The sequence below is a fragment of the Actinokineospora auranticolor genome, assembly GCF_002934265.1.
GTDB lineage: Bacteria > Actinomycetota > Actinomycetes > Mycobacteriales > Pseudonocardiaceae > Actinokineospora > Actinokineospora auranticolor.
Genome location: NZ_PTIX01000012.1, coordinates 91,447 through 116,167, shown reverse-complemented (window position 1 = coordinate 116,167; position 24,721 = coordinate 91,447). Strand labels below are relative to the sequence as shown.

At 68.8% G+C, this 24,721-nt stretch carries 26 protein-coding genes; 13 read left to right on the top strand and 13 right to left on the bottom strand.

The window, feature by feature from the left end:
• Positions 1 to 18: 18 nt before the first annotated feature.
• On the bottom strand, positions 19 to 1,809 hold the full coding sequence (gene leuA / locus CLV40_RS21920; protein ID WP_104480838.1) for a 2-isopropylmalate synthase: 1,791 nt from the start codon (positions 1,807 to 1,809) through the stop codon (positions 19 to 21).
• A gap of 250 nt (positions 1,810 to 2,059) precedes the next feature.
• Between leuA and CLV40_RS21915 the strand changes: the two genes are divergently transcribed.
• Together CLV40_RS21915 and CLV40_RS21910 are read left to right on the top strand one after the other, a co-directional pair.
• The gene (locus CLV40_RS21915; protein ID WP_104480837.1) at positions 2,060 to 2,356 is read left to right on the top strand and encodes a hypothetical protein; all 297 of its coding nucleotides are present in this window, start codon (positions 2,060 to 2,062) and stop codon (positions 2,354 to 2,356) included.
• Between the two features lie 9 nt (positions 2,357 to 2,365).
• Positions 2,366 to 2,758, top strand: coding sequence for a hypothetical protein (locus tag CLV40_RS21910; protein WP_104480836.1), 393 nt, complete (start codon positions 2,366 to 2,368; stop codon positions 2,756 to 2,758).
• 3 nt (positions 2,759 to 2,761) lie between these two features.
• Here the strand turns inward: CLV40_RS21910 and CLV40_RS21905 are convergent, their stop codons facing one another.
• Positions 2,762 to 3,382 carry a nitroreductase family protein gene (locus CLV40_RS21905; protein WP_104480835.1) on the bottom strand — a complete coding sequence of 207 codons (621 nt, stop codon included), beginning with the start codon at positions 3,380 to 3,382 and terminating at the stop codon, positions 2,762 to 2,764.
• A gap of 48 nt (positions 3,383 to 3,430) precedes the next feature.
• On the bottom strand, positions 3,431 to 4,642 hold the full coding sequence (locus CLV40_RS21900) for a hypothetical protein (protein ID WP_104480834.1): 1,212 nt from the start codon (positions 4,640 to 4,642) through the stop codon (positions 3,431 to 3,433).
• Positions 4,643 to 4,818: 176 nt separating this feature from the next.
• Here CLV40_RS21900 and CLV40_RS21895 point away from each other — a divergent pair, with 176 nt between their 5' ends.
• From CLV40_RS21895 to CLV40_RS21885, 3 genes are all read left to right on the top strand, one after another.
• Positions 4,819 to 6,084 carry an aspartate kinase gene (locus CLV40_RS21895; protein ID WP_104480833.1) on the top strand — a complete coding sequence of 422 codons (1,266 nt, stop codon included), beginning with the start codon at positions 4,819 to 4,821 and terminating at the stop codon, positions 6,082 to 6,084.
• Positions 6,084 to 7,148, top strand: a complete 1,065-nt coding sequence (locus CLV40_RS21890; protein ID WP_104480832.1) for an aspartate-semialdehyde dehydrogenase — start codon at positions 6,084 to 6,086, stop codon at positions 7,146 to 7,148. The genes CLV40_RS21895 and CLV40_RS21890 overlap by 1 nt, the downstream gene beginning before the upstream one ends.
• A 62-nt stretch (positions 7,149 to 7,210) precedes the next feature.
• Positions 7,211 to 7,762: a hypothetical protein gene (locus CLV40_RS21885; RefSeq protein ID WP_146108170.1), complete on the top strand. Its 552-nt coding sequence runs from the start codon at positions 7,211 to 7,213 to the stop codon at positions 7,760 to 7,762.
• Here CLV40_RS21885 and CLV40_RS21880 read toward each other — a convergent pair.
• Positions 7,679 to 8,950 (bottom strand): MFS transporter, encoded by a 1,272-nt coding sequence (locus CLV40_RS21880; RefSeq protein ID WP_245931458.1) that lies wholly within the window; start codon positions 8,948 to 8,950, stop codon positions 7,679 to 7,681. The genes CLV40_RS21885 and CLV40_RS21880 overlap by 84 nt on opposite strands.
• Positions 8,951 to 9,370: 420 nt before the next feature.
• On the opposite strand from CLV40_RS21880, the gene CLV40_RS21875 reads away from it, so the two are divergent.
• Positions 9,371 to 10,057 (top strand): hypothetical protein, encoded by a 687-nt coding sequence (locus tag CLV40_RS21875; RefSeq protein WP_104480830.1) that lies wholly within the window; start codon positions 9,371 to 9,373, stop codon positions 10,055 to 10,057.
• Positions 10,058 to 10,246: 189 nt separating this feature from the next.
• Here CLV40_RS21875 and CLV40_RS21870 read toward each other — a convergent pair whose 3' ends face one another.
• From CLV40_RS21870 to CLV40_RS37375, 7 genes are all read right to left on the bottom strand, one after another.
• A complete protein-coding gene (locus tag CLV40_RS21870) occupies positions 10,247 to 10,894 on the bottom strand; it encodes a hypothetical protein (RefSeq protein WP_104480829.1) in 648 nt (215 codons plus the stop codon).
• Positions 10,895 to 11,019: 125 nt separating this feature from the next.
• A complete protein-coding gene (locus CLV40_RS21865; RefSeq protein ID WP_104480828.1) occupies positions 11,020 to 11,235 on the bottom strand; it encodes a hypervirulence associated TUDOR domain-containing protein in 216 nt (71 codons plus the stop codon).
• Between the two features lie 63 nt (positions 11,236 to 11,298).
• Positions 11,299 to 13,140, bottom strand: a complete 1,842-nt coding sequence (locus CLV40_RS21860; RefSeq protein ID WP_104480827.1) for a S9 family peptidase — start codon at positions 13,138 to 13,140, stop codon at positions 11,299 to 11,301.
• Positions 13,141 to 13,218: 78 nt separating this feature from the next.
• Positions 13,219 to 13,776, bottom strand: a complete 558-nt coding sequence (locus CLV40_RS21855) for an NADPH-dependent FMN reductase (RefSeq protein ID WP_104480826.1) — start codon at positions 13,774 to 13,776, stop codon at positions 13,219 to 13,221.
• 1,059 nt (positions 13,777 to 14,835) lie between these two features.
• Positions 14,836 to 15,357, bottom strand: a complete 522-nt coding sequence (locus tag CLV40_RS21850; protein ID WP_146108169.1) for a helix-turn-helix transcriptional regulator — start codon at positions 15,355 to 15,357, stop codon at positions 14,836 to 14,838.
• Positions 15,347 to 15,760: a hypothetical protein gene (locus CLV40_RS21845; RefSeq protein ID WP_104480824.1), complete on the bottom strand. Its 414-nt coding sequence runs from the start codon at positions 15,758 to 15,760 to the stop codon at positions 15,347 to 15,349. Before CLV40_RS21845 ends, CLV40_RS21850 begins: the two co-directional genes overlap by 11 nt.
• Before the next feature lie 447 nt (positions 15,761 to 16,207).
• Entirely contained in the window at positions 16,208 to 16,573 is a 366-nt protein-coding gene (locus tag CLV40_RS37375; RefSeq protein ID WP_146108168.1) for a hypothetical protein, read from the bottom strand.
• A gap of 448 nt (positions 16,574 to 17,021) precedes the next feature.
• On the opposite strand from CLV40_RS37375, the gene CLV40_RS21840 reads away from it, so the two are divergent.
• Complete coding sequence (locus tag CLV40_RS21840; RefSeq protein WP_245931475.1) at positions 17,022 to 17,513, top strand: NUDIX domain-containing protein; 492 nt, start codon at positions 17,022 to 17,024, stop codon at positions 17,511 to 17,513.
• A gap of 15 nt (positions 17,514 to 17,528) precedes the next feature.
• Positions 17,529 to 18,734 (top strand): helix-turn-helix transcriptional regulator, encoded by a 1,206-nt coding sequence (locus CLV40_RS21835; protein WP_104480822.1) that lies wholly within the window; start codon positions 17,529 to 17,531, stop codon positions 18,732 to 18,734.
• Between the two features lie 11 nt (positions 18,735 to 18,745).
• Here the strand turns inward: CLV40_RS21835 and CLV40_RS21830 are convergent, their stop codons facing one another.
• Both CLV40_RS21830 and CLV40_RS21825 read right to left on the bottom strand, forming a co-directional pair.
• The gene (locus tag CLV40_RS21830; RefSeq protein ID WP_245931457.1) at positions 18,746 to 19,657 is read right to left on the bottom strand and encodes an NAD(P)-dependent oxidoreductase; all 912 of its coding nucleotides are present in this window, start codon (positions 19,655 to 19,657) and stop codon (positions 18,746 to 18,748) included.
• Entirely contained in the window at positions 19,654 to 20,505 is an 852-nt protein-coding gene (locus CLV40_RS21825; protein WP_104480821.1) for a GntR family transcriptional regulator, read from the bottom strand. Before CLV40_RS21825 ends, CLV40_RS21830 begins: the two co-directional genes overlap by 4 nt.
• A gap of 187 nt (positions 20,506 to 20,692) precedes the next feature.
• Between CLV40_RS21825 and CLV40_RS21820 the strand changes: the two genes are divergently transcribed.
• From CLV40_RS21820 to CLV40_RS21800, 5 genes are all read left to right on the top strand, one after another.
• Positions 20,693 to 20,917: a hypothetical protein gene (locus CLV40_RS21820; protein WP_104480820.1), complete on the top strand. Its 225-nt coding sequence runs from the start codon at positions 20,693 to 20,695 to the stop codon at positions 20,915 to 20,917.
• Positions 20,914 to 21,183: a hypothetical protein gene (locus CLV40_RS21815; protein ID WP_104480819.1), complete on the top strand. Its 270-nt coding sequence runs from the start codon at positions 20,914 to 20,916 to the stop codon at positions 21,181 to 21,183. The genes CLV40_RS21820 and CLV40_RS21815 overlap by 4 nt, the downstream gene beginning before the upstream one ends.
• Positions 21,180 to 21,569 (top strand): RRQRL motif-containing zinc-binding protein, encoded by a 390-nt coding sequence (locus tag CLV40_RS21810; protein WP_219824062.1) that lies wholly within the window; start codon positions 21,180 to 21,182, stop codon positions 21,567 to 21,569. The genes CLV40_RS21815 and CLV40_RS21810 overlap by 4 nt, the downstream gene beginning before the upstream one ends.
• 160 nt (positions 21,570 to 21,729) lie before the next feature.
• Positions 21,730 to 22,536 (top strand): ABC transporter permease, encoded by an 807-nt coding sequence (locus tag CLV40_RS21805; RefSeq protein ID WP_104480818.1) that lies wholly within the window; start codon positions 21,730 to 21,732, stop codon positions 22,534 to 22,536.
• A complete protein-coding gene (locus tag CLV40_RS21800) occupies positions 22,533 to 24,695 on the top strand; it encodes a P-loop NTPase family protein (RefSeq protein WP_104480817.1) in 2,163 nt (720 codons plus the stop codon). Before CLV40_RS21805 ends, CLV40_RS21800 begins: the two co-directional genes overlap by 4 nt.
• Positions 24,696 to 24,721 lie beyond the last annotated feature (26 nt).

The following is a 24,721-nucleotide window of genomic DNA, read 5'->3' as shown; positions in this document are numbered from 1 at the left end:
CCCGCTGGGGAGTGCTCGCTACCGGTTGGCCCGGTTCACCGCGGAGACCACCGCGCGCAGCGACGCGGTGACGATGGAGCTGTCGACGGCCACGCCCCACAGCACCTTGCCGCCCACCGCGCACTCCACGTACGCGGCCGCGCGGGCGTCGTCGCCGGAGGTCAGGGCGTGCTCGGAGTAGTCCAGCACCCGCACGTCGAACCCGACGGTGGCCAGCGCGTCGACGAACGCCGCGATCGGCCCGTTGCCGGTGCCGGTGACGTCGTGCTCCTCGCCCTCCACCTCGACCGTGGCGCTGATCTCGTCGCGGCCGTCGCCGTCGGCGGAGACCTTGTTGCGGCGCAGCCGCAGCGGGCTGACCCGGTCCAGGTACTCGGTGGCGAAGACGTCCCACATCTCCTTGGGGCTGACCTCGCCGCCCTCGCTGTCGGTGACCGCCTGCACGACCTGGGAGAACTCGATCTGCAGCCTGCGCGGCAGCTTCAGCTGGTGCTCGGTCTTCATGATGTAGGCGACGCCGCCCTTGCCGGACTGCGAGTTGACCCGGATGACCGCCTCGTACGAGCGGCCCACGTCCTTCGGGTCGATCGGCAGGTACGGCACCTCCCACGGGTGCTCGCCGACCGGGACACCCGCCGCCTCGGCCTGCGCGTCGAGCGCGTCCAGGCCCTTGTTGATCGCGTCCTGGTGGCTGCCGGAGAACGCGGTGAACACCAGGTCGCCGCCCCACGGGTGGCGCTCGGCCACCGGCAGCTGGTTGCAGTACTCGACCGTGCGCCGGATCTCGTCGATGTCGGAGAAGTCGACCTGCGGGTCGATGCCCTGGCTGAACAGGTTCATGCCCAGCGTCACCAGGTCGACGTTGCCGGTGCGCTCGCCGTTGCCGAACAGGCAGCCCTCGATCCGGTCCGCGCCCGCCAGGTAGCCCAGCTCGGCGGCGGCCACACCGGTGCCGCGGTCGTTGTGCGGGTGCAGGCTCAGGATCAGCGACTCGCGGTTGGGCAGGTTGCGGTGCATCCACTCGATGGAGTCGGCGTAGACGTTCGGCGTCGCCATCTCCACGGTCGCGGGCAGGTTGACGATCATCGGCCGCTCCGGCGTCGGCTGCCACACCTGGGCCACCGCGTCGCAGACCTCGACCGCGTAGGACAGCTCGGTGCCCGTGTAGGACTCCGGCGAGTACTCGAACCGGAAGTCGGTCTCGCCGTACTTCTCGGCAAAGGCCAGCACGGTCTCCGCGCCGTCGGTGGCGATCTTCTTGATGCCCGCGCGGTCCTGCCGGAACACCACCCGCCGCTGCAGGATCGAGGTGGAGTTGTACAGGTGCACGACCGCGCTGTGCGCCCCCTCCAGCGACTCGAAGGTGCGCTCGATCAGCTCGGCGCGGGCCTGGGTCAGCACCTGGATGCGGACGTCCTCCGGTACCGCGCCCTCGGTGATGATCTCGCGCACGAAGTCGAAGTCGGTCTGGCTCGCGGCCGGGAACCCGACCTCGATCTCCTTGTAGCCCATGCGCACCAGCAGGTCGAACATCCGGCGCTTGCGGGCCGGGGACATCGGGTCGATCAGCGCCTGGTTGCCGTCGCGCAGGTCGACCGCGCACCACAGCGGTGCCTTGGTGATGCGCTTGCTCGGCCAGGTGCGGTCGGCCAGCTCGATCGGCTCCACCAGCTCGTGGAACGGGCGGTAGCGGTGCACCGGCATCGAACTGCCGCGCTGCGGGTTCCACGGCGCCTGGTCGGCGGGCGCGGGGCGGGTCGGGGTGCGCAGCCTGCTGGAGGTGGATATGGCCGCGGGGTCGCTGCTCATGACGGGGTTCTCCGTTGTGGTCGGTGGTTCGTCCAGGGGACGGCGACCGGCGGCAACACCGAACTCCGCGACGGGGAGCCGGTCTGGTCAGACCCCGTCGCGGCGGAGAAGCAGGAGCACGCGCGCCACGAGGCCAGACTAGACCGACGCGCGGATGGATGTGGAATCAGAAGTCCACATGGTGGACCGGTGATCGCGTTGGGCCATTCGGAGCAGTTACGACACCCGAGGTCAGGGGCACTTTCCCAGCATGGTTACTCGGAGGTGGCACGGCACCAGCACCCGTGGGTCCGCCGCGCGGATCATCACCGGCATCGGCGCGCTCTTCGCGATCATCGAGGTCGTCTACATCCTACTGGTCGTCCTCGGCGCGAACGCGGGCAACGCGTTCGTCCAGTTCATCAAGTCCCTGGCGGAACCGCTCGCGCTGTTCTTCCCCGGGCTGTTCCCCATCGCCAACCCCACGCTCAACGTCCTGGTCAACTACGGCTTGGCCGCGGTGTTCTGGCTGGTCGTCGCCAGCCTGGTCGCGCGGCTCGTGCGCTAGGCGGCACCGGTGGTCTTCGGCGCGGCACTGGGCCGCTCCCGCCGCCCGACCGGGGTGGCCGAGCCCGAGCCCACTGTGGACCAGCCGAGCGGGACCCGGCACCGCGGCGCGGAACTGCGCTCGTCGGCGGTCGGTTTCCTGGCTCGGCTGGTCCGCTGGGCGGGCTCGCTCATCGCCCTGGTCATCGTGGTGCACGTCGTGCTGGTGATGGGCAACGCCAACCCGGACAACCCCATCAGCACGGCGATGCGCGAACTGGCCGAGCCGCTTTCCCTGGCGTTCAAGAACCTCTTCACGCCCGCGGACAGCAAGCTCGGCGTTCTGGTCAACTACAGCCTGGCCGCGGCGTTCTGGCTCACCGTGTCCAGTGTGGTCAGCAGGCTGGTCCGGCGACTGGGCTAGGCCTTACCGGTTGTCCGGGACGAACGGGTGACCCCAGCTGCCGGTGAACGCGGTCTGGGCGAGCGGGATCCGGTGCCGTGGCGCCAGTTCCCGCTCGCGCCGGTCCTCCGGCAGCAGCTCCACCGGGCCGAGCACGCCGATGGCCACGGCCACCAGCGGCCGGATCGTCGCGGGCAGGTCGAACGCGGCGGTCACGCCGGGCGCGTCGAAGCCCGCCATCTGGTGCGCGACGAGGCCCTCGGCGACCGCTTGGAGCACGAGGTTCTCGGTGGCCAAACCGACGCCGTACTCCGCGTACGGCACCGGGCCCTTGTCGTTCTCGGTCTCGGCGCAGGCGACGACCAGCGCACCGGCGTTGTGCGCCCACGCCTGGTTGCCCGGGACCAGCAGGGCGAGGATCCGGTCGAAGGTGTCCGTCCCGCGTGGACCGACGAGGTAGCGGGCGGGCTGGGTGTTGCCGTACGACGGCGCCCAGCGCGCCGCCTCCAGCATCCGCACCAGGGCAGCCTCGGTGACCGCGCCGTCCGGGTCGAGCGCCCGCGGGCTCCAGCGGTCGCGCAGCAGCGGGTCGAGGTCGGCGGGGGGCTCGGGCCGCTGTACGGCTCGGCGTGAGTCAGATCGCATGGCCCCAGGCTGTCAGAGCTGTGGATCACCCGCCGTCGGGGCGGTGGGTCAGATCGCGTAGCCCCAGGCGGTCAGCGCGTAGGCACCGAACCACGACCCGGTCACCGCGACGGCGGCCAGCGCGGTCACCGCGGTCGACGTCTTCCGCTTGGCCAGGCCGATCGCGATCGGCACGAGCAGCGCGAACGCGGGCACCATGAGCCGGACCTTGGAGTTCATCAGCCCGTTCGAGCACAGGTCCATGACCAGCACGCCGACCGTGTAGACCAGCACCGGCCACGGCATCCGCTGCCGGACCGCCACCGCGACCAGCACCAGCGCCACCACGATCAGCGCGACCGTGGCCACCTCCAGCACCGACCGACCGTCGCCGAGCACGTCGACGCTGAACTTGACCGTCGCCTTGCCGCCGTCGAAGCCGGAGTCCCAGCCGCGCTCCTGCAGCGCGAACCAGCCGTTCCACTCGCCGGTCTGGAACCCGACCCAGGCCAGGTAGCCCAGCAGGCCGAGCGGTGCCACCAGCCCGCCCACCCACGGCCGCCAGCCGTCCTGGCGCCGCACGACCGCCACGACCGCGGCCAGGCCGACGGCGAGGATCAGCGCGGCGGCGGTCGGCCGCACCAGGCCCGCGACCGCGCAGGCCAGCCCGGCCTCCAGCCACTGCCGCTCCAGCACGAACACCAGCGCCCAGATCGCGAAGGCGCAGAACATCGCCTCCGAGTAGGCCATCGACAGCACGATCGACATCGGCGACGCGGCGAACAGCGCCACCAGCGCCAGCCCGGTGCGCCTGCCGCCACCCGGCACCAGCTCGCCGAGCCGGGTCAGGCCGTAGGCGCACACCACGCCGAACACGATGGTGACCGCCAGCGCCGCGGGCACCAGGTCGAAGCCGAGGTCGTTGACCCAGCCGACCAGCGTCGGGTACCCGGGGAAGAAGGCCAGCGGCGTCTCGGGGCTGCGCCTGCCGAACGCGTCGACGAGGTGGTCCGGCACACCCGCGTAGCCGTTCGCCGCGATGGACAGGAACCACTGCCCGTCCCACGAGCGCAGTGCCTCGCTCGCCGAGGCACCTTTCTTCTCCGACATCCAACTCAGCCCGAGCAGCCCGATCTCCCGGACCCCGAGGAAGACCAGCGCGGGGGTCAGCAACCGCAGCGCCTGCGCGGGGGACCAGCGGACCCGCGCCCCGGTCGGCGCGGACTCCGCGTCGTCGTCCGCGGTCCCGGCCGCAGCACTGGTGACGTCCGTGGCGGACACCGGCGGTCCTCCCCCGACTGGTTGGTTGGCTCGGCGCACAACCCTAGTCGGGTGGCGCAGTGGCGGGTGCCACAAGAGCGGCGGGGGCACCGCGGTGGCGCAGGTACGCTCTGCGGCGATGCGGCGTCGGCCGGACCGTGACCGGACGCGCATCCGGCCTGAGGAGGTTGCACCCAGTGGCGCTCGTCGTCCAGAAGTACGGCGGATCCTCGCTCGAAACCGCCGAACGGATCAAACGCGTCGCCGAGCGCATCGTCGCGACGCGCAAGGCGGGGAACGACGTGGTGGTGGTCTGCTCCGCGATGGGGGACACCACCGACGAGCTGCTGGACCTCGCCAAACAGGTCAACCCGGTACCACCGCAGCGCGAGATGGACATGCTGCTCACCGCGGGTGAGCGGATCTCCAACTCCCTGGTGGCCATGGCGATCAGCGCGCTGGGTGCCGAGGCGCGGTCGTTCTCCGGCTCGCAGGCGGGGGTCATCACCACCTCCGCGCACGGCAAGGCGCGGATCATCGACGTGACCCCGAGCCGGGTCCAGGAGGCGCTCGACCTCGGGCACATCGTGCTGGTGGCCGGGTTCCAGGGCGTCAGCCAGGACACCAAGGACATCACCACGCTCGGCCGCGGCGGCTCGGACACCACCGCCGTCGCGCTGGCCGCCGCGCTCGGCGCCGACGTCTGCGAGATCTACACCGACGTCGACGGCGTCTACAGCGCCGACCCGCGGATCGTCCCGGACGCCAAGAAGCTCGACCGGGTCACCTACGAGGAGATGCTCGAGATGGCCGCGAGCGGGGCCAAGGTGCTCATGCTCCGCTGCGTCGAGTACGCGCGCCGCTACGGCGTGCCGATCCATGTCCGTTCGTCGTACAGCACGAAGCCGGGGACGATCGTCTCCGGGTCAATGGAGGACTTGACCGTGGAACAGGCGATGATCACCGGCGTCGCGCACGACCGGTCCGAGGCCAAGGTGACCGTGGTCGGCGTGCCCGACACCGCGGGTGTCGCCGCGCGGATCTTCCGCACGGTGGCCGACACCGAGATCGACATCGACATGGTGCTGCAGAACGTGTCCAGCACGGTGTCGGGCAAGACCGACATCACCTTCACCCTGTCCAAGAGCAACGGCCCCACCGCGGTCGCGGCGCTGGAGAAGCTCCGCGAGGAGCTGGGCTTCACCCACGTCCTCTACGACGACCACGTGGGCAAGGTGTCGCTGGTGGGTGCGGGCATGCGCTCGCACCCCGGCGTGACCGCGACCTTCTGCGAGGCGCTGGCCAAGGCCGGGGTCAACATCGAGATCATCAACACCTCGGAGATCCGCATCTCGGTGCTGATCCGCGACACGCAGCTCGACGAGGCCGTGCGCGCCATCCACGAGGCATTCGAACTCGGCGGCGAGGAAGCGGCCGTCGTCTACGCGGGGAGTGGTCTCTGATGCCCGGACCTGTTCTTGCCCTGGTCGGCGCCACCGGCGCGGTGGGCACCGTCATGGTCGACATCTTCAACGGCCGCACCGAGTGGCCGTGGGGCGAGGTGCGGCTCATCGCCTCCCCCCGCTCAGCGGGCAAGAAGATCACGGTGCGCGGGGAGGAGCTGACCGTCCTCGCGCTGGCGCCGGAGGTCTTCGACGGCGTCGACGTGGCGATGTTCGACGTGCCGGACGAGGTGTCGGCCCAGTGGGCGCCGATCGCCGCCGAGCGCGGTGCCGTCGCGGTCGACAACTCCGGTGCGTTCCGAATGGACGACCAGGTGCCCCTGGTGGTGCCGGAGGTCAACGACGACAAGGCGGCCGACCGCCCACGCGGCATCATCGCCAACCCGAACTGCACGACGCTGTCGATGATGGCCGCCATCGGCGCGCTGCACCGGGAGTTCGAGCTGCGCGAGTTGGTGGTGTCCTCGTACCAGGCGGCCTCGGGTGCCGGTCAGGAAGGCATCGACCGGCTCCAGGCCGAGTACGCGGCGGTGGCGGGCAAGGAGGTCGGTGTCCGCGCGGGTGACGTCCGGGAGGCGCTGGCCGCCGCCGGGCTGTCCCAGGAGGACTCGCCGTTCCCGGCGCCGCTGGCGCTCAACGTGGTGCCGTGGGCGGGCTCGCTCAAGGCCGACGGGTGGAACAGCGAGGAGCTCAAGGTCCGCAACGAGTCCCGCAAGATCCTCGGCATCCCGGACCTGAAGGTCTCGGCCACCTGCGTCCGCGTCCCCGTGGTCACCACCCACTCGCTGGCCGTGCACGCGACCTTCGCCAACCCGGTGACCGTCGCGCAGGCGCACGAGATCCTCGCGGCCCAGCCCTCGATCGTGCTGGTGGACAACCCCGAGGCGGGCGAGTTCCCGACCCCCGCCGACGTCGTCGGCGGCGACCCGACCTACGTCGGCCGCGTCCGCCAGGCCCTGGACTTCCCGAACACCCTCGACTTCTTCGTGTGCGGCGACAACCTCCGCAAGGGCGCCGCCCTCAACACGTACGAGATCGCGGAGTCCCTGGCCAAGACCCTCTAGACCGCGTCGACCGACGGCCGGTGCCGGGTGGGTGATCCCATTCGGCACCGGCCGTCGTCGTCGTGCGGAATCCTCTGACCGGGTCGGCCGCGCGGGTCGGCAGCGGACGGGGGGCGGACGTGTCGGGTGGGCTTGTCGCGGTCGTAGTCGGGTTGTTGCTTGTCCTCGTGGGACTCCAACTAGGGGTCGCGCGAGTCGGGGCGGTGCGGCGTTGCGGGTTGTGCGAAGCCGAGCACACCCGGCACGACCGCCGCCGCCCGTGGTTGGCGGCGGCCGCGCTGGGCCTGACCGTCATCGCGATGAACCGGGTCGCCGAGGCCGTGCCCGCGCGCCTGCCGGAACCGACGCCGGTGCGGGGGACAGCCGTGCGGGTGGACGCGGAGCGCGGTGTCTTCCGGTTCGCGCGCGGCGGGTTCGCGACCTCCGCGGAGTACCCGCTCGACAACCCGATGTGGGTCGACCGCGACGGGGTGACGCGCGGCGGCAGGCCGGAGTGCCTGGTGGCGCGGACCGCCCCGCAGCAGGTTGAGCTAGCCCTGCTCGACGTCCGCGGTGTCCCGGAGGCGGGCGTCGACAACCTGCGCCTGCTGGTCTCCGTCCGCTGCCTCGACTGACCCGCGCGGCCGCGCCACGACGGCGCCGAGGACGGTGGCGACGAGGGCGATCAGCAGCCCGCCCGCGCCCGCCATGGCGAACCCCCAGCCGGGGGACGAGTGGTCGACCACGAACCCGACCACCGGCGCGCCCGCCGCGCCACCCAGGGTCAGGGCGGAACTCTGGAGCCCGGTCGCCTCGCCCCGGGCGGCGGGTGGTGCGAGGCGCGCGACCTCCTCCCCGGTGGCCGCGATCGTGGGGGCGCACATGACGCAGCAGGGGATCAGGGCCAGCGCCAGCACCCACCACTGGCCGACGAACAGTCCTACCGGGATGGTCAGCGCGCCCAGCAACGCCATCAGCACGACCTGCGGCAGCGACCGCTTCACCACACCGTGCACCAGCCCACCCACGGCGGACGCGGTGCAGATGACCGCGATCAGCAGTCCGGCCCAGTCGAGTTCACCGTGGGCCCGCAGCGCGGCCACCATGGTCACGTCGATGCCCGCCAGGACGAACACCGCGCTGCCGCCGACGGCGAACACCCGGATCAGCTCCGGGGTCAGCCACTGCCGCCGGGACAGCCGGGGCCCGCCCTGCTGCTCCTCGTGCTCGGCCCGCACCTTGGGGTTCACCGCGGCCAGCGCCAACCCCACCGCCGCCACCCCGCAGCCGAGCGCGGTCGCGGCCGTGGTGGTCGAGAACCGGGTGGTCAGCAGCACCGCCACGGCGGGGCCGATCATGAAGCTGAGCTCCACCGAGATCGAGTCCAGCGAGTACGCCGAGCGCCGCATCGGCTCGGGGACCAGGGCGGCCACCGCCTGCCTGCCGATCGACATGACCGGCAGCGCGAGCAGGCCGCCGACGAAGGCCACCGGCAGCAGCACCGGGTACGGCAGGTGCGGCGCGGTGGTCCAGAAGGCCGTCTCGACCACGGTCGCGGCCAGCACGATCGGGCGCAGCCCGTAGCGGTCGAAGGCCATGCCCATCAGCGGCGCGCCCACCGCGATGCCGATGGTGGCGGCCATGCCGACCAGGCCCGCGTCGCCGTAGCCGCGACCGAGGCCGACGGCCACGTGCAGGGTGAGCACGATGCTCGCGGCCGAGAGCGGGATGCGGGCGAAGAACATCAGGATCACCAGCGTCCGCACGCCGGGGAGGCCGAGCATCCGGCGGTACTGCTGCATGCCGTTGATGGGACCCGACACCGGCGTCCTGGTCAACCCATTATCCCATGTGTTCCTGGACTCGCTCCAGGAAACGGACCCGGGTGCCGCCACCCGTCCACGGAGGACCGGAACGGGCGGCGCCCGCATCCCGGCGCTGGTGGGACATGGGACGTTTGCGGGCCGGGCTATCACCCGACCGGCCGAGCCCGGGCTTTGCCGCCCGGTCGTGGGACATCCGCTCATCGGTCGGGGCATACCGCGCGCGGCTTCTCGGGGTCGGTCACGTGCCGTGACACCAGCGTCACCGGAGTCACTCTCGCGTTCGTCGCGGCCCATTTAAACCGCTAACGCAGCGATTTCGGATTCGGTCACCGCAGCCGGGCCGAATGGAATTGACCATATTTCCCCGGTACTGAGTTGGTCGTCCACCTACATGGACAACCGACAAGGAGAAACCCGATGAACAAGATCGCTCGTTTCGTCGCCGCGTCCGTCGCGGGTAGCCTTCTCGCGCTCGGTGGTGCCGGAATGGCACAGGCGGAAACTGCGACGGACCCCGTCGAGCGGATCGCAACCGTCGACAGCCAGTTGAAGCAGGCTGTCGACACCCAGGACCTCGCGGGCGTACGCACCGCGATCAACGATTTGCGCACCACGTTGCAGCAGACAGCCGACCCGAGGGCTGCTGAGGCCGACGCGAAGCTCGCCCAGGTGCAGCAGGCCCTGCCGGGTCTGGGTGGCCTGCCGATTCCCGACATCAGCAGTCTGCTCGGCGGCGTGACCGGTGGCGCGGCCGGTGGCCTGCCGGTCGTCGGCGGCCTGCTCGGTGGCGGCAACCCGCTGAGCGGCCTGCTGCAGGCCGTGTCCAACCTGTTGACCGGTCTGCTGGGCGGGCTGGCCGGCGGCGGTTCCCCGCTGGGCGGCCTGGGTGGCCTGACCAGCGTCCTCGGTGGCCTGCCGGTCGTCGGCGGTCTGCTGGGCAGCCTGGGCGGCGCGACCGGTGGTGTGACCGGTGCGGCCGGTGGCGCGACCGGTGGCCTCGGTGGCCTCGGCGGCCTGCTGAGCGGCCTGCCGGGCGGCAACCTGCTCGGTGGTCTGCTGGGTGGCCTGCCGCTCGTCGGTGGCCTGCTCGGTGGCGGCAAGTGATTTCGCAGTACCTGTGAGCAGTACCTGTGCTGATGGCAATTCCCGCGTAGTGCCCGTGTGCCAATAACGGCCACAAAGGGCCGGTAATCCGATCCTCGCCCCGGATCGGATTACCGGCCCTGCTCATGTTCGGATCGGGTTCGGTGGGAACGATCGGCTAGTGGTGGAATTCTTGCGGGAGATAGTGCATCACGGCGCGGTCGTGTGCCAGTGCGTGGTGTAGGCGGAAGCCTCCGCGGTCAGCCAGGCGTCCAGCGTGGTGGTGTTCGTGTTGCGCGGGAGCCGGTATTCCCGCGCCCGCCGGAGGTCGACGACCAGGGGGTGCGCGCCGGGGAGCAGGTCGCCCGCGCACACGGCCATCAGGCGCAGCGCCGCGTTGGCGGCGTCGCGGGTCAACGGGGCTTCCTTTAGGTGGAACAGGACCGTGTGCGTCTCGCCCGCGCGGTCGCGCACGGCCAGGTGCGGCGCGACCGCGACGTTCAGCTCGCCGACGCGCACGACCGTGGACCGGCAGTGCACCGCTGTCCGGCGGGCGCCGCGCCACCAGGCCAGGAAGCCGTCGGACACCTCGGCGAACGCGCGCGGCTGGCCGTTCAGCTCGGCCGCCGCCGTGGCCTCGGCGAGCACCGCGGCCGGGTCGTCCGAGCGCGCCGCGGCCCGGATCGCGCGCAGGATCGGCACGTAGAACACGCGCCCGTAGTGCTCGGGTTCGTCCTCCCGCTCGTGCGCGGCGGTCACGATCTCCGTGCGCCGCCTGCGCCCCCCGGCCGCGTACTCCACGAAGGACGACGCGGTGGCCGTCACGGTCCCCGATTCCATGATCGACTCGACGCTCATGCGGGCTCTCCCCTCGATCGTGTACCCCTGAATTTTACCCCGGGGGTATGACACATATGTTCGATCGAGAGGTGCTGTCGCCCGATTGTCGTAGTGGCACTGACCTGCGGATATGCGCCTTTCGGTCAGGCCTTCGACAGCTCGCTGTGCAGCTTGAGCACGTGCGTGCCGTTGTCTTGCTCAAGTACGTACGCGGGATTGTCCGCAGTGCCGTTGCGCGTGATCAGCGAACCCTTCAGCATGCGCCGCACCGGCTCGTCGTGCGACGAGACCACCACCGCCTCGGCCCAGTGCGTGCCCCACTTCCACATCACCCGAGTGCCCTTGCGGAACTTCGGCATCACGTCTTCCTCTCCTGTCCCGTTCTCCCGCCGGGTACCCACCCGGCGGGAGAACAGGCGCGGTCAGCGGAGCCCGAGCACCCGCAGGGCGAAGTGCACTTCCAGCAGCGACTGCTTGATCGTCTCCGCGACGACCAGCGAGCCGTGGCCCGCGTCGTAGCGGTAGACCTCGTAGTGCTGCTCGCGGGCCGCCAGCCGGTCGAGGTAGTTGTCGATCTGCCGGATCGGGCAGCGCGGGTCGTTCTCGCCCGCCAGCACCAGCACGGGCGCGCGCACCTGGTCGACGTAGGTGATCGGCGAGCACTCCGCGTACCGGTCGCCGACCTCGGCGGGGGAGCCGCCGAAGAGGGCGCGGTCGAAGGCGCGCAGCGGCTCCATCTCGTCCTCGTACGCGGCGAGGTAGTCGGCGACCGGCACACCCGCCACGCCCGCCGCCCACAGGTCGGGCTGGGTGCCGAGGGCGAGCAGGGTCAGGTAGCCGCCCCAGGACGCGCCGTTGACCACGCAGCGCGCCGGGTCGGCCAGGCCGGACTCGACGGCCCAGGTGTGCACCGCGCGCACGTCGTCGAGCTCCGTCAGGCCGGGTCGGCCCTCGATCGCGTCGCGCCAGGCCGAGCCGTAGCCGGTGGAGCCGCGGTAGTTGACGTGCACGACGGCGAACCCGGCGTCGACCCACAGCGCGCGGTACGCGGAGAAGCGGTCCTCGTCGGCGGCGTGCGGGCCGCCGTGCAGGCTGAACACGGTGGGTAGCGGGCCGTCCGGGGCGCCGACGGGCCGGGCGACCAAGGCGTGCACCCGGCCGTGCGCGGTCTCGACGAAGGCGTCGACCAGCGGGGCGCTGGACGGGGCGCGGTCGCCCGGCGGGGTGAGCAGGACGCGGTCGGTGCCGTCGTCGAACAGCGCGCGCACGGCGGACGGCTCGGCGGCGTTGGACCACGAGTACTCCACGGTGCCGTCGGGGCGCGTGTGCGCCGACCCGATCGTCCCGGGTGGAGTGTTCAAAGTGGAGAGTTCGGCGGTGGCGATGTCGTAGCGGTGCAGGGTGTTGCGGGCCTCGTGGGTGTGCGCGACGAGCAGCGCGGTGCCGTCGGTGTACCAGTCGGCCTCGACTTCGCCCGGCAGGTCGAGGGTGATCTCCCGCTCGGTGTCCGCGGCGACGTCCCAGATCAGCAGTTCCTCGCGGCCCCGGCGCTCGTGCAGCACCAGCAGCCGCTGGTCGCCCGCGACCGGGCTGAACGCGATGCCGGTGAGCCCCTTGCCCTTGCCGTCCCACTTCTCGGCCACGGTCGACCCGTCGGCCACCGCCAGCACGCGCAGCGCCGGGTGGCGGTTGTCGCCGTGCTCGGAGTGCGCGATGGCCAGCAGGGTCTCGTCGTGGGAGAGCGCGGCCACGCCGCCGTCGTGCTCGTTCTGGTAGATCACCTCGGCGTCGGCCTCGCCGCGGGCGAGGTAGATGGTGGTGCCGTCGTCGTCGGCGACGCCCGCCACCCGGATGGCGTCCCCGTACGCCAGGCCCGCCGGGTACCCGCGCTTGGCGCCGGGCACGGCGGGTTCCGGCTCGGAGTGGACCGGCCGCCCGGCGAAGGGTTCGGCCATCCAGTCGCCGAACTCGTCGCCGTCGGTGTCGTTGAACCACAGGATCCGCTCGCCGTCGGGGGTGACGGTGGCGTGCAGGGTGCCGTTGGGGCGGTCGGTGACCTGCCGGTGGGTGTCGGTGGCGCGGTCCCAGGCGTAGACCTCCCAGACGCCGCTGGCGTTGGAGACGTAGACGGTGCGGTCGGGTGCCTCCAGGGCCCAGTCGGGCAGCGAGACCCGCGCGGCGTGGAAGCGCGCCCGCCAGCGCGCCTCGGCCTCGTCGTCGGCGAACAGGCGATCCGGGACTTCGGCGACAGGGTGAGTGGTCACCCCGCCGATCCTGCCAGGCCCGCCGGGCCGCGTCGTGCGCTGATCGAGGGGGCGCGTGCACCCGCTCGGCTCAGCGGGTCACGAACGGACGATGGCGAACTCGACCACCTGGATGCCGATGGTGCGCAGGGTGGTGGTGACGCCGGGGACGGAGCACTCCCCGGACTCGTCGAACTTGGCCTCCAGGCTGTTGATCGCCGACCCCAACGGCGTAGGCCACCCCCGCAACGCGTGGGTCACAGACCGCAACGCGGTGAGCGTGTTCACGGCGGCCTGCCAGCCGGCAGCGGTGCCGACGCAGCCGACGGCGCGGCCCTCGAGGTAGACCCGCTCGTCGGTGCGCAGGTCCTCGACGTAGTCCAGGGCGTTCTTGACCAGGCCCGACACGGTGCCGTGGTAGCCGGGGGAGACGAGGATGACCCCGTCGGCCTCCCGCAGCTCGTCGATCAGCCGCCGAGCCGCGTCCGTCCGGTCGGTAACGGCCGGGTCGTAGAACGGCAGGACAAGGTCGTTGCCGGACAGCGACGTCGTCTTGGCCCCCGCCTCGGCCGCCCCCTCAAGCACAACCCGCAACGCACGCTCAGACTGCGAATCCGCCCGCAGCGACCCGCCGATACCCACAACAGAGACCGTCACCAGACCATCCTTCCACCGCTTCCCCCCGACGGTACGACCTCGACCGCGCTGGAGGTCCAGCTCCCACCAGGTGGTCCCCCTCACCCCACACTCACGACTTCCACGTCATCCAGGAACCAGAAATCCTCCCCCTACCCACCCGCACCCATCAACCACCTACAGCCCCCACTCAACCCACTTGCCCCACCGCCATCCCCAAGCCCCACAACAAAACAACCGCACTCATCCACGAACAACCAACTCACCCAACAGCCATCCCCAACGTCCTACCGGCAACAACCCACCAAGCCAGTCCTTCGCCACCAAGCCAGTCCTCCACCACCAAGCCGCTTTCCCCAACCGCAAAGCCGCTTCCCCTGCCGAGCCGCTTCCCTCAGTCGCCAGGGCAACTCACCCCACCAAGCCACTCCGCTCCCGCTGGCTTCCCACCCCGCCAAGCCTCCCCGCCCCGCCATCTGTCCACCCAGCCAAGCCACTCCGCCCCGCCAGGGCACCTCACCCCGCCAGCTGCTCCGCTCCCGCTGGCTTCCCACCCACCAAGCCGCCCCGCCCCGGCCATCTGTCCACCCCGCCCAGTCGCTACACGCGCTACGCAAGCTCCGCGCGTTACGCGCCCACCGCACCGTGGGGGTCTGGGGGTCGCCCCCCAGATACGACAAAGGGCGACTCCCATCCACGCTTTCCGTGGATAAGAGCCGCCCAAGTCGACCGTCGGGGTGACAGGATTTGAACCTGCGACCTCTTCGTCCCGAAGCCATGTCGTGTCCCGCCTGACCGCCTGTCTGTGCAGGTCAGCGCCAAGTCACTGTTCGCCGTCGTTCGTATTCGTCCGCTCCGAACCGCCTGCGTTGTCACGCAGTCTGGCACGCAGAAGGCATCGCGCGATCGGAGGTGACAGGGGTGACAGGGGTGACATCTCGGGCCGCGCGGCCGACTGCGGATCGAACAGATGTTCACTGCGGGCGCGACCTTGCTTCGCCGCGGAGCTGACGGTTCAACTGCCGACTGAGAGGTCATGCGACGTCGCCGCGTGACCAGTTTCCGGTCAGGGCTGCGGCATCACTGCCGCTTGGCGTAGCTCTTCATCGCGGCATCCAGCAAAGAGCGGAGTTTCTCGATATCGACCGCGCAGATCTTCGCAAAGCTCTCAATCATCTCGACCGTCAGCTCTACCATTTGGGTTTCCGGGCTGGAAATCAACTGCACAGTGGCCCACTGAGAAAGTGGGCGGAGCTTCTTGTCGGTTGACGCGGCCAGTGCTGCAAGGGAAATTGCGATAGAAGAATCCGATGAAAAGAAGTCTGCAAGCCTCAAGCCGCGCGCCAACGTCTCGACAGAATCAAGATCGAGTGCAGTGCATATTACTACGAAACGATCCAAAGTGATGCGCCGGATGCCCAGTTCGTATGTTGCGATTGTCTGCCCGTGGAGCTCATCGGTGCGCGGGAACATGTCGGCTATCTTCTCGACCAAGGTGCCCCGCGACCAGCCGAGATCTTCGCGCCGTGTGCGCAACAGCGAACCTAGTGCCTTCGCCAACCCGGCGTTCTCTATCGGCCGGCGCGGCGCCTCATTCGGCATCGACCGAGACCGCCTCTCGGCAGGTGCCGAACATGACGCACTGGGAAAGCGAAACCCTGTCGATCTCCCGCGCTTCCCGCTCGTACCATGACAGTCGCATCGGGGAGTACTTCCGTACGGTCAGGTTGGTGATCTGTCTTCTGCGGTGCAAGTCGCACCCGTTGGTCACCCCGGCGAGGTTGAGTTCAGCGGTCAATCGACCGCCCCGGCCCTGCCGAATGACGCAGTCCAACGTCTCAACTCCGATATCGGCCAACCACACGCGATGCTCCCCGCTCAACAGCACGCCGAACGAACGCGGGTACAGGAATTGAAAGTGGCCAGGTCCGCTATCGCACTCGATCCACTTGCGTGCGTGCCACGCGGCGATCACCTTCGTGTGGAACTCATCAGAGAAAGGCACTAGGCACTACCTTCGATCGAAACGAAGACCGGCCGATCGCCAATTGAGGGGATGGCGACCGGCCGGTCATACTGGCCTGCGATCGTGCACATGCCGCAGACGGGATCAGAGAGCGAGTCCGAGCCCATTTTGTGTGCGACGCTGGAGTCAACTTCTGAACATGCTTGTGGGTCGCCGGTCGCAGGAGGGCAACAGAGCGGAGGCGCCCCTCGTGTCTGAATTCATCCGTGTGCAGGTGAAGTCAACACGCCCAGAAGGCCGGAGCCTTCGGTTTCCTTGCCGCATGAACCTGACCATCGCTTGCAGCGCGATAGCCCTGCGGTTTAACGACCGGCGACATGCCGGTGGGCTGTGGTGACCCATGCCCGCCGGAGTCTCATTTTCTCAAACTTGCCGAACGGTGGTTGCCTCAGGAACACTACCGTTTGTACCGCTTGAGGATTTCGATCACCCTGGAGTCCACAGCCCGCTTGACCGCAACACCAGGCTTGGCGCCAGACGCTCACCCGGTTCGGGCAGAGTCAATAACGCTGACACGGCGTCGGCAATACTGCCTTTGTCGTACTTCCAGACCGGGCCGCAGTCGATCTCGTCTTCCAGGATGCGAAGTGCTAGAAAGCTGTTTTCATCGAAGATCCACAACGCGTCGGTGTACTGTCGCACGTGCCGCGTTCCGGCGAGGGCGTAGAATTCACTGTCTTCATTGAAGATCGGTCGAAAGGTCCATCCAGCTTCCGTAATTTCCGCAAGAGCGGCGAGTGCTGGATAGCGAGCTATGGCTTGCTCTTTGGTGATAGCCGCAGAGGTTGTCATCGGCTTCCCTGGTGGTCGCGCAGAACTATTCGGTGCCGAGACGGGGGTAGGGGGAGAGGTTTGAGTGGTGTGCAGTTCACCGGAAGTGAGACGTGGTGGATGAATTGCGTAGGTGCTTCGGCCCGGGCTCTCTCCCGCTCTCGTTCGACGGCGGCATGGAAGCTTTTCCTCGCTCGCGCAACCAGACCTCTTCCGATTAACTCCAGTGCGAGAATCAGGACGATCGCAGGGCCAAAGCACAACGCGGTCTTCGTGACTATCGAGTCCATGTTGTCTCCGCCATTGGCAGCGTGTCTGTCGGGGGTGTCTTCACAGCATCGGCCGCGCTGACCTGGGAGAACACAGCTTGCGAGCCGGGTTTCAGTCGAGACGACCGCCTGTTCCCTGCCTCGGAAGCAGGGAACAGGCGTCACGGCCGCGACAGGTAGCCTCCAAGCTTGTGGAACTCATGCCGTACGACGAGTACGCCCGGTCCCTGCCCTTGAAAAGAGTGGCTGCTGGAGTGCTGTTTCACGACCAGCAGGGACGGGTGCTGCTGGTCGAGCCGACGTACAAGGATGATTGGGAGATCCCCGGTGGTACGGCAGACGCCGAGGAGGCGCCGTGGGCGACCGCAGGCCGGGAAGCTCAGGAGGAGGTCGGCATCGTTCGCCGTCAAGGTGCGCTGCTGGTGGTCGACCACATCCCTACGCAAGGCGTCATGCCCGAGGGTCTGGCGTTCGTGTTCGATGGCGGTCTCGTGACCGAGGATGAGGTCCGGCGCATGCCTGTCGTCGACCCCGAGATTCGCTCCATCGGGCTGTACACAGTCGACGAAGCGTCCAAGCTGGTCACGCCTGCCCTGCATCGGCGCATCGTCGCGGCGCAGTCGGCTGTCGAGCGAGGTCGGACGGTGCTTTGCGACGCTGGACAACCAGTACTCTCGGAGTATCAGCTCTAGGTCTGGGAGGCGGCTGTGTCTGACGCGTTGGCGACCAACCTGTCCCGTCTTCGCAAGGCGAACGATCTCTCGCAGGAAGCGTTGTCCGTCGCGGCCGACGTAAGTGTGGACACGGTTGGCCGCATCGAACGCGGCGAGCGGCAGACGACCCGCCCGGGCACCATTGACAAGCTAGCCGCGGCACTCGGCGTCAGTTCTGACGCTTTGCAAGGGCGGTTGGCCACGCTGAATGGCTCCGATGCGGACATAACCAGTCTGCGCCGGGCGATCACCCCGACCGGTGACGTGCCAGGCTTGACCGAGTTCACCGAGACAGATGAGGTTGTGTGTGCTCGTGCGCTTGCCGTTGAGGCGCACAAGGCATGGCGCGCCTACGTCGATGGCAGGCACGATGAGCTTCTACAGAGGCTGCCTGCGCTGCTTACCGACGCTCGGCGGCTGATACACGCGTCCTCCGGAGCCGAAAAGGCAACAGCGTGTCGGCTGATCTCCGTCGGGTACCGCCTGGGGGCCGGGATCGCTGGCCGGCTGGGATTGGACGATCTGGCTTGGACGGCTGCGGAGAAGGCGATCGATGTCGCACGTCAATCCGATACGCCGGAGGTCGACACGGCGGTATCGACACGGTACCTGGTCTGGACTCTGATTCGTCAAGGCCGTACTGCCGAAGCGGAACGCGTCGCGGTAGTCGCGGCAGAGCGGATCGAACCCAGGATGCTTGACCGAGACCCGACGCGGGCTGGTGTGTTCGGCAATCTGCTGTTCAATGCCGCCAACGCCGCACACCGGTCAGGTAGCGCACAGCGCGCCGAAGATCTCTTGGCAGTCGCTGCCGCCGCGGCCATACGGGCTGGCGTTGATTCAGCCAGCGAAGTCGCGATCTTTGGCCCACGCGTAGCCGCACTCCAACGCGTCGATCACACCATCCGACACGGTGATCCCGAGCGAGGTCTCAGTCTCGCACGGCGACTTCCGGATGCCCAAGGCGTTGTGCCCCGATTCTGGGAATCGGGGCACCGCCTCCATCTAGCCAGCGCCGCAGTCAAGCTGAAGAAGCCGCGGCTTGCGCTCGGCTACCTGGGCCAGGCTCGTGAACTATCTCCGGATTGGGCCAGACGTCAGCCTCTCGGGCGTTCGGTCATGCGAAAGCTGGTCGACGACGCCACCCGGCGACAGGGCAGCCAATTTGCTGGTCTTGCGGCTCACTACGGCGTTGCCTAGGTGCAAGGAAATCAGCCGGATAGTGCCCTGTCGCAGATTTGTCGGTTTGCGGCGGAGTAGCAAAGCTCATTTGTTCTAGGTACTGTTCGGGCTGAGTGAGGGCTAATTAGGACTCCGGGGCACGACCACAGTGGATGACCAGATGGAAGCGGTTCGGGGTCCACGACGTCTAGGGCGGCTGTTAGGCGTTCTTGCTGGAGTTCGTGTACGAGGGCCGTCGTATCGACGATTTGGCCGCGCGCGGCGTTGACCAGCAGGGCGCCGGTGTTCATGGTGGCCAGGAACTCTGCGTTCACCAGGCCACGCGTGGCCTCTGTCAGGGGTGCCGTGAGCACGACGATCTGGTGGCCCGGGATCAGGGCGGGTAGGTCGGTGGTGGCGTGGACGCCGTCCCGGGCTGTTCGGGCGACGAGGGTGGGGACGGCCTCGAAGGCTTTGAGGCGGCGGGCGGTGGCCATGCCGATGCTGCCTGCGCCGATGATGAGGACGCGTGTTCCGGCGAGGGTGTCTGCGTGGAACTTGCGATGTGCCCAGATGGCTTGGTCTTGGAATCTGACCAGGGCGGGCCATTGGCGGTACTGGGTCAGGATGGCGGAGAGAATCCACTCGGAGACCGGGCCTGCGTGGGCGCCGTGGGCGTTGGACAGGGTGATGCCGTAAGGGACGTGGGGTGCCCATTCGTCGGTGCCAGCTGACAGGAGTTGCACCATGCGGAGGTTGGGGAGTAGTGGCAGTAGGCGGATGGGGCGGTGGCTGCTGCGGTAGGGCGGGATGAGGACGTGGGCCGACGCCTGGTGGGAGTCCAGGTCGGGGGAGTTGGGGTCGTAGGGGATGACTTCCAGGCCGGGGGTCTGGGAGAGGAGGTCGTGACCGACCTGGTCGTCTTCCTCGCAACTCACGAGGACGCGTACGGGTGGGGTCACGTGTCAGCTCCCAGGATCGTGGCGATGAGTTCGCGGGCCTGCGTCTGGAGGGGAGCGCCGGTGGCGCTGTTGTCGATGACGATGTGGTCGATCGGGGGGCGGAAGTCGATGTCGATGGACGCGGCGTAGGTCGTCCAGTTGTCGAGTTTGGAGGCGTCTCGGGCGGCACCGCGGTGGCGGACGTAGGTCAGCATCGTGTCGATGTCGCAGTGGACCCACACAACGGTGACGTCGGCGTCTGCGGCGGTGAAGGTGGCTTGGGTCCGGTCGATCCAGGCTTGGTCACGCAGTTCCCGGATGAACGGAGCGGTCACGATCGCGCTGTTGCCGCACTGGACGTTCTCCATCACGGCGCTGCGCAGGGCCTCGTACTCGCGCGGGCGGATGGCCGTGAGGTACTTCTCCGACTCCCGGTCGTTCGGTGAGCAGCCGATGAACTCAAGCGCGGCCTCGACAACGGGCCTGGTCAGGGTGTCCTTGTCCAGGATCGGCCACCCGGTTTCCCGGGCCAGAATGCGGCCAAGTTCGGTCTTCCCACTGCCCGCGTAGCCGCCGATCAGCAGCACCTTGGGGCGGCTGGTCCGCACCTCGACACGCTTGGCCTGATCCGGGGCCGTGACGATCCGACCGGCCCGCGGCCTGCTGTCGACCAGCCCTTCATCGATGAGCAGCTTCATCGCTTCGTTGATCGTGAAGACGCTGACCTGCCACTGCTTCGCCAGATCCCGGGTGGACGGCAAGGGCTGCCCGTCTCGCAGGCGCCCTGACTCGATGTCGTTGCGGATGTTGCGGGCGAGTTGCTGGTGCAGGGACTCGGAACGGGAGAGGCGAGGGGGTTCGCCTGCCATGAGGGCTCCAAACGTGCGTTGCTGGTCAGGTGAGCGTACCAGTTGCCTAACAGCATCTCGCCACGTCTCCCCTGGTCAAAGCGATCTGACCTGAATTTGTCATCTAACAGTTGACCCGCTGACCAAACAACTGTTAGCTTTCGCTGGTCACCACGTCGGAGGGTGCGAGACCAGAGCGAGGTACGAAGTGACTCACCCCAGTCACTACCCCGACGGCCTCACGGGGCCGATCGTTGACGCGTTGCTGGCGGAGATGGACGCGACCGTGGAGCCGATCCACCGGCCGACCTCCCCGTTCGCCATGCACGAGATCGACACGCGGCGGGCGCGCCGCGAGATGAACCGGATGATGGGCGCGCAGGTGCGCTCGCTGCCGGTGCGCACAGTCGTTCCGCGAGGTGAGGCCGCGTGAGCGGGACCGTGGGTCTGCGGCTACTCGGCGAGCCGGAGGACATCGGCTGCCTCCTGGCCGTCCTCAACGCGGCCGGGATCGAGACCGCCAGCAACGGCCGCCAGTACCCCAACCGCGGCGGGTTCGGTGTTCGCGTCTACGTCGAGGCGCGCGTTGCCGAGTCCGGCCCGGTCACCGCGACGGCGGAGAGGACGGACGACAAGCCCGCGCGCAAGCCGGTCCAACGCCGTCCCCGTGGCGAGCTGGGGCCGGGGGGCTCCCGATGACCGCCCAGGTGGTCACCTTGCCGTGGAACGGCCAGAGCTGGCCGGGCCGCATGGACGACGGCGTGCCGACGTTCGGCTACCGCAGTGCTCCGGCAGGGCTCGTGACCAGGCGGCAACTTCGGGACGCCGGGCTCTGCCCCGGTGGTCAGGACTGGGTGGCGCAGCTCAAGTGGCGCCGCGGCAAGTCCTGGGCCGCGCTGTACCGGCTCGACACCGCCAAGCCGTCCCCGGGCGCGACCACGGCGCAGCTCTACTCGTTGTGGAAGGCCAATCAGGTGCTGCGCACCTGCACGGAGTGCGGACGGACCGCGTCCTACCGGCTGCCGAAGTTCAACGGGCGTCGCTGCTGGGACTGCGACCGCACGAGCGGCGGTGAGGCCGCGTGATGACCGCCTGCCTGCTCAACATCCGGACCGGCGGCCACTCCGCCAAGAACGCCCGCCGGTCCGGAGCACCCAACAACCACGAGGGCAGTGGGGACTCGATGCTATCCACCTGCATGGCGAGCCTTCCCCGCTCCCGCCGCTCGACGACGGGGGAGTACCGATGACCAGCGCCTACCCGACCCCGCTGGATGTCCTCGCCGACCAGGTCCGCGACCTTGCCGCGGACTTGGGGGAGTGGCCGTCACGCAACCGGGTCATCAAAACATTCAAGGTGGGTGCGCCGAAGGCGTCCGCCGTGCTCGACACGGTCAAGGCGTCCGGGTTCGACCCCGCCAACCCGGTCGTCGACGACGGCCCGGAGGACGCGAATGAGATCGCCGCGCCCACCGAGACCGACGCCGTGAACCCGGGGCCGGAGATCACTTCCGAAGTCATCGAGGAGAGCGGCGCGGGCACCTCTTCTACCAAGGTCAGCGCCCCCGCAGACCCGGAGCCGACGCCAGACGCTCCGACGCGCTCCGAGCGTTCGGAGGTCGGATGGCGCGCGCACTCTTGGGCGCTGTTGCTGATCGCCGCAGGCGCGTTCGTCGCCATCTGGGGCGGTTGGGTGGGGCTGGGCAAGCTCACCGGGTTCGGTGAGATCGCCCTGCTGCCCGGCATCGCCGATGAGTTCACGATCGATTCGGCGATCACCCTGCCGCTCGGTGTTGAGGCGTACGCCGCCTTCGCCCTCCGGGTGTGGCTGTCCGCATCCAGGTCCGATCGGGCTCGCAAGTTCGCCCGGAACTCGGCGATCGGCGCGCTCGTGCTGGGTGCCTGCGGTCAGGTCGCGTACCACTTGATGACCGCTGCCGGGATGACCTCAGCCCCATGGCAGATCACCACCCCCGTGTCCTGCCTGCCCGTGGTCGTCCTCGGATGCGCTGCTGCGTTGACACACCTGATGCGAGACGAGGAGGGCCGATGACCACGCCAGAGCCGACCGCCGATGGTGTGGTTCTCCCGTTCGCCCGGACCACCTCGGCCTCACCTGAACCGACTACCGAGCCCGCCCCGGGAAGTGAGGTCGTCGAGGCTGAGGCAGTCGACGACTCGCCGCCGATGCTGGTCGACAAGGTGGACGACGGTCCGGCCACGTCATGGATCGAGCGCATCCGCGGTGCCGAACGGCTGCCGATCATCCCCAGCTACCTGCGCACCCTCGCAGAGGCCAAGGCCACGGCGAAGTGGACCGCCAAGCACTACGCCCACAGTGCGGGATACCACGCCTTCCGGTCGCCGCTCTACGCGCTCAAACTCGCAGTCCGTTCGCCTGCGGGCGCGTTGCTCTTGGCAGTCGCAACCGGTCGGTGGGTTTCCGACGCCGAAGGGCGCTCGATCCGGCGGCAGATGTCCGAGAAGGGCAACGCCGAGCACTACCTCAAGCTCTCCCAGCAGCGCGACGCACGAGTCCGGATGCGGACACTCCTGCTGCTCTTGGGCGCGTCGGTGGGGACGGTCTTGCTGTTCATCTTGCCGACGGTCACCCCTGAGTGGGTCATCTGGGCTTGCGGGTGCATCGCGATGGGCATCCTGGGCAAGCTGGGCACCCCGGTTGACCGGCCGGTGGCCAGCCGGGCAGTCACCGCTGCCCACGTCCAGAAACTCACCTCTGACGTGGTCGAACGCGCCCTGTCCGTGTTGGGCATCGCCGGGATCAACCAGGCGATGGCCAAGAACAGCCGCGCGATCGGGTTCACGGCGCCGATCAGCCGTGACGGGCCTGGTTGGCGGGCAGAGGTCGACCTGCCGCCGGGCGTCACCGCGGGCGACGTCATCGAGCGTCGGGACCGATTGGCGTCCGGATTGGGGCGTCCGCTTGGGTGCGTGTGGCCGGAGGGGAACGCCGCGGTCCACCCCGGGCGCCTGGTGCTCTGGGTCGGTGACCAGGACATGAGCAAGGCGAAGCAGCCCGCATGGCCGCTGCGCCGCGGTGAGCCGATCGACCTGTTCAAGCCCCAGCCGTTCGGCACCGACCAGCGCGGCCGGTGGGTCGACATCACCTTGATGTTCATCGCCGGGATCATTGGCGCGGTCCCGCGCATGGGCAAGACGTTCACGCTGCGAGAGTTGCTGCTGATCGCTTGCCTTGACCCGCGCTCCGAACTGCACGTGTACGACCTCAAGGGCACCGGCGACTTGTCGCCGTTGGCACCCGTCAGCCACCGGTACCGGGCCGGCGACGACCCGGAGGACATCGAGTACGCCCTAACCTCGCTCCGTGCGCTGCGAGAAGAGATGCGGCGCCGAACCAAGGTCATCCGGGAACTCCCCAAGGACTTGTGCCCTGAGTCCAAAGTGACCAGTGAGCTTGCCAGCAAGAAATCCTTGCGGCTGCACCCGATCGTGGTCGGTGCTGACGAGTGTCAGGTGTGGTTCGAGCACCCCGACTACGGTGCGGAGATCGAGGAAATCTGCACTGACCTGGTCAAACGTGGCCCGGCAACAGGGATCGCCCTGCTACTGGCCACCCAGCGCCCGGACTCCAAGTCCATCCCGACGCAGATCAGCGACAACGCCGTCCTCCGGTTCTGCCTCAAGGTGGCCGGTCAGGTTCCCAACGACATGGTCTTGGGCACGTCGTCGTACAAGAACGGTGTCCGCGCCACCGCATTCTCGTTCAGCGACAAGGGGATCGGAATCCTCAAGGGTGACGGCGATGAGCCGCGCACCGTGCGCGGCGTCTACATCGACGCACCTGCCGCCGAGAAGATCGTCACTCGCGCCCGCGCCATCCGCGTTGCCGCTGGCTTGCTCACCGGCTACGCGGCGGGGCTCGACGTCGAGGTTGAAGACCGCGGCGACACGACCCTGTTGCATGACGTCCTGGCCGCCATCGGTGACGCGGATAAGGCGTGGTCGGAATCCATCGTGGACCGTCTCGCCGAACTCCGGCCGTCGACCTACGGGGCTTGGGCAGAGTTGGCCACCGGTTCGGCCAAGGCCACCCAGCTAGCCGGAGCGCTCAAGCCCTACGGCATCGCCACCAAGCAGGTGTGGGGCACCGACCCGACCACCGGCAAGGGCGCGAACCGTATGGGCATCAACCGCGAGTGGATCGCCGACGCAATTACCAAGAGTAGCTAGAGGTCGCCGTCATGGCCCCGCGACCG

Bases quoted from the DNA above. Each gene is read 5' to 3' on its own strand.
- CLV40_RS21840 (WP_245931475.1), top strand. From the start codon at position 17,022: ATGCCGTACGACGAGTACGCCCGGTCCCTGCCCTTGAAAAGAGTGGCT.
- CLV40_RS21890 (WP_104480832.1), top strand. From the start codon at position 6,084: ATGCCCGGACCTGTTCTTGCCCTGGTCGGCGCCACCGGCGCGGTGGGC.
- CLV40_RS21810 (WP_219824062.1), top strand. From the start codon at position 21,180: ATGACCGCCCAGGTGGTCACCTTGCCGTGGAACGGCCAGAGCTGGCCG.
- CLV40_RS21905 (WP_104480835.1), bottom strand. From the start codon at position 3,382: ATGCGATCTGACTCACGCCGAGCCGTACAGCGGCCCGAGCCCCCCGCC.
- leuA (WP_104480838.1), bottom strand. From the start codon at position 1,809: ATGAGCAGCGACCCCGCGGCCATATCCACCTCCAGCAGGCTGCGCACC.
- CLV40_RS21915 (WP_104480837.1), top strand. From the start codon at position 2,060: ATGGTTACTCGGAGGTGGCACGGCACCAGCACCCGTGGGTCCGCCGCG.
- CLV40_RS21850 (WP_146108169.1), bottom strand. From the start codon at position 15,357: ATGCCGAATGAGGCGCCGCGCCGGCCGATAGAGAACGCCGGGTTGGCG.
- CLV40_RS21805 (WP_104480818.1), top strand. From the start codon at position 21,730: ATGACCAGCGCCTACCCGACCCCGCTGGATGTCCTCGCCGACCAGGTC.
- CLV40_RS37375 (WP_146108168.1), bottom strand. From the start codon at position 16,573: ATGACAACCTCTGCGGCTATCACCAAAGAGCAAGCCATAGCTCGCTAT.
- CLV40_RS21865 (WP_104480828.1), bottom strand. From the start codon at position 11,235: ATGCCGAAGTTCCGCAAGGGCACTCGGGTGATGTGGAAGTGGGGCACG.
- CLV40_RS21870 (WP_104480829.1), bottom strand. From the start codon at position 10,894: ATGAGCGTCGAGTCGATCATGGAATCGGGGACCGTGACGGCCACCGCG.
- CLV40_RS21800 (WP_104480817.1), top strand. From the start codon at position 22,533: ATGACCACGCCAGAGCCGACCGCCGATGGTGTGGTTCTCCCGTTCGCC.
- CLV40_RS21825 (WP_104480821.1), bottom strand. From the start codon at position 20,505: ATGGCAGGCGAACCCCCTCGCCTCTCCCGTTCCGAGTCCCTGCACCAG.
- CLV40_RS21875 (WP_104480830.1), top strand. From the start codon at position 9,371: ATGAACAAGATCGCTCGTTTCGTCGCCGCGTCCGTCGCGGGTAGCCTT.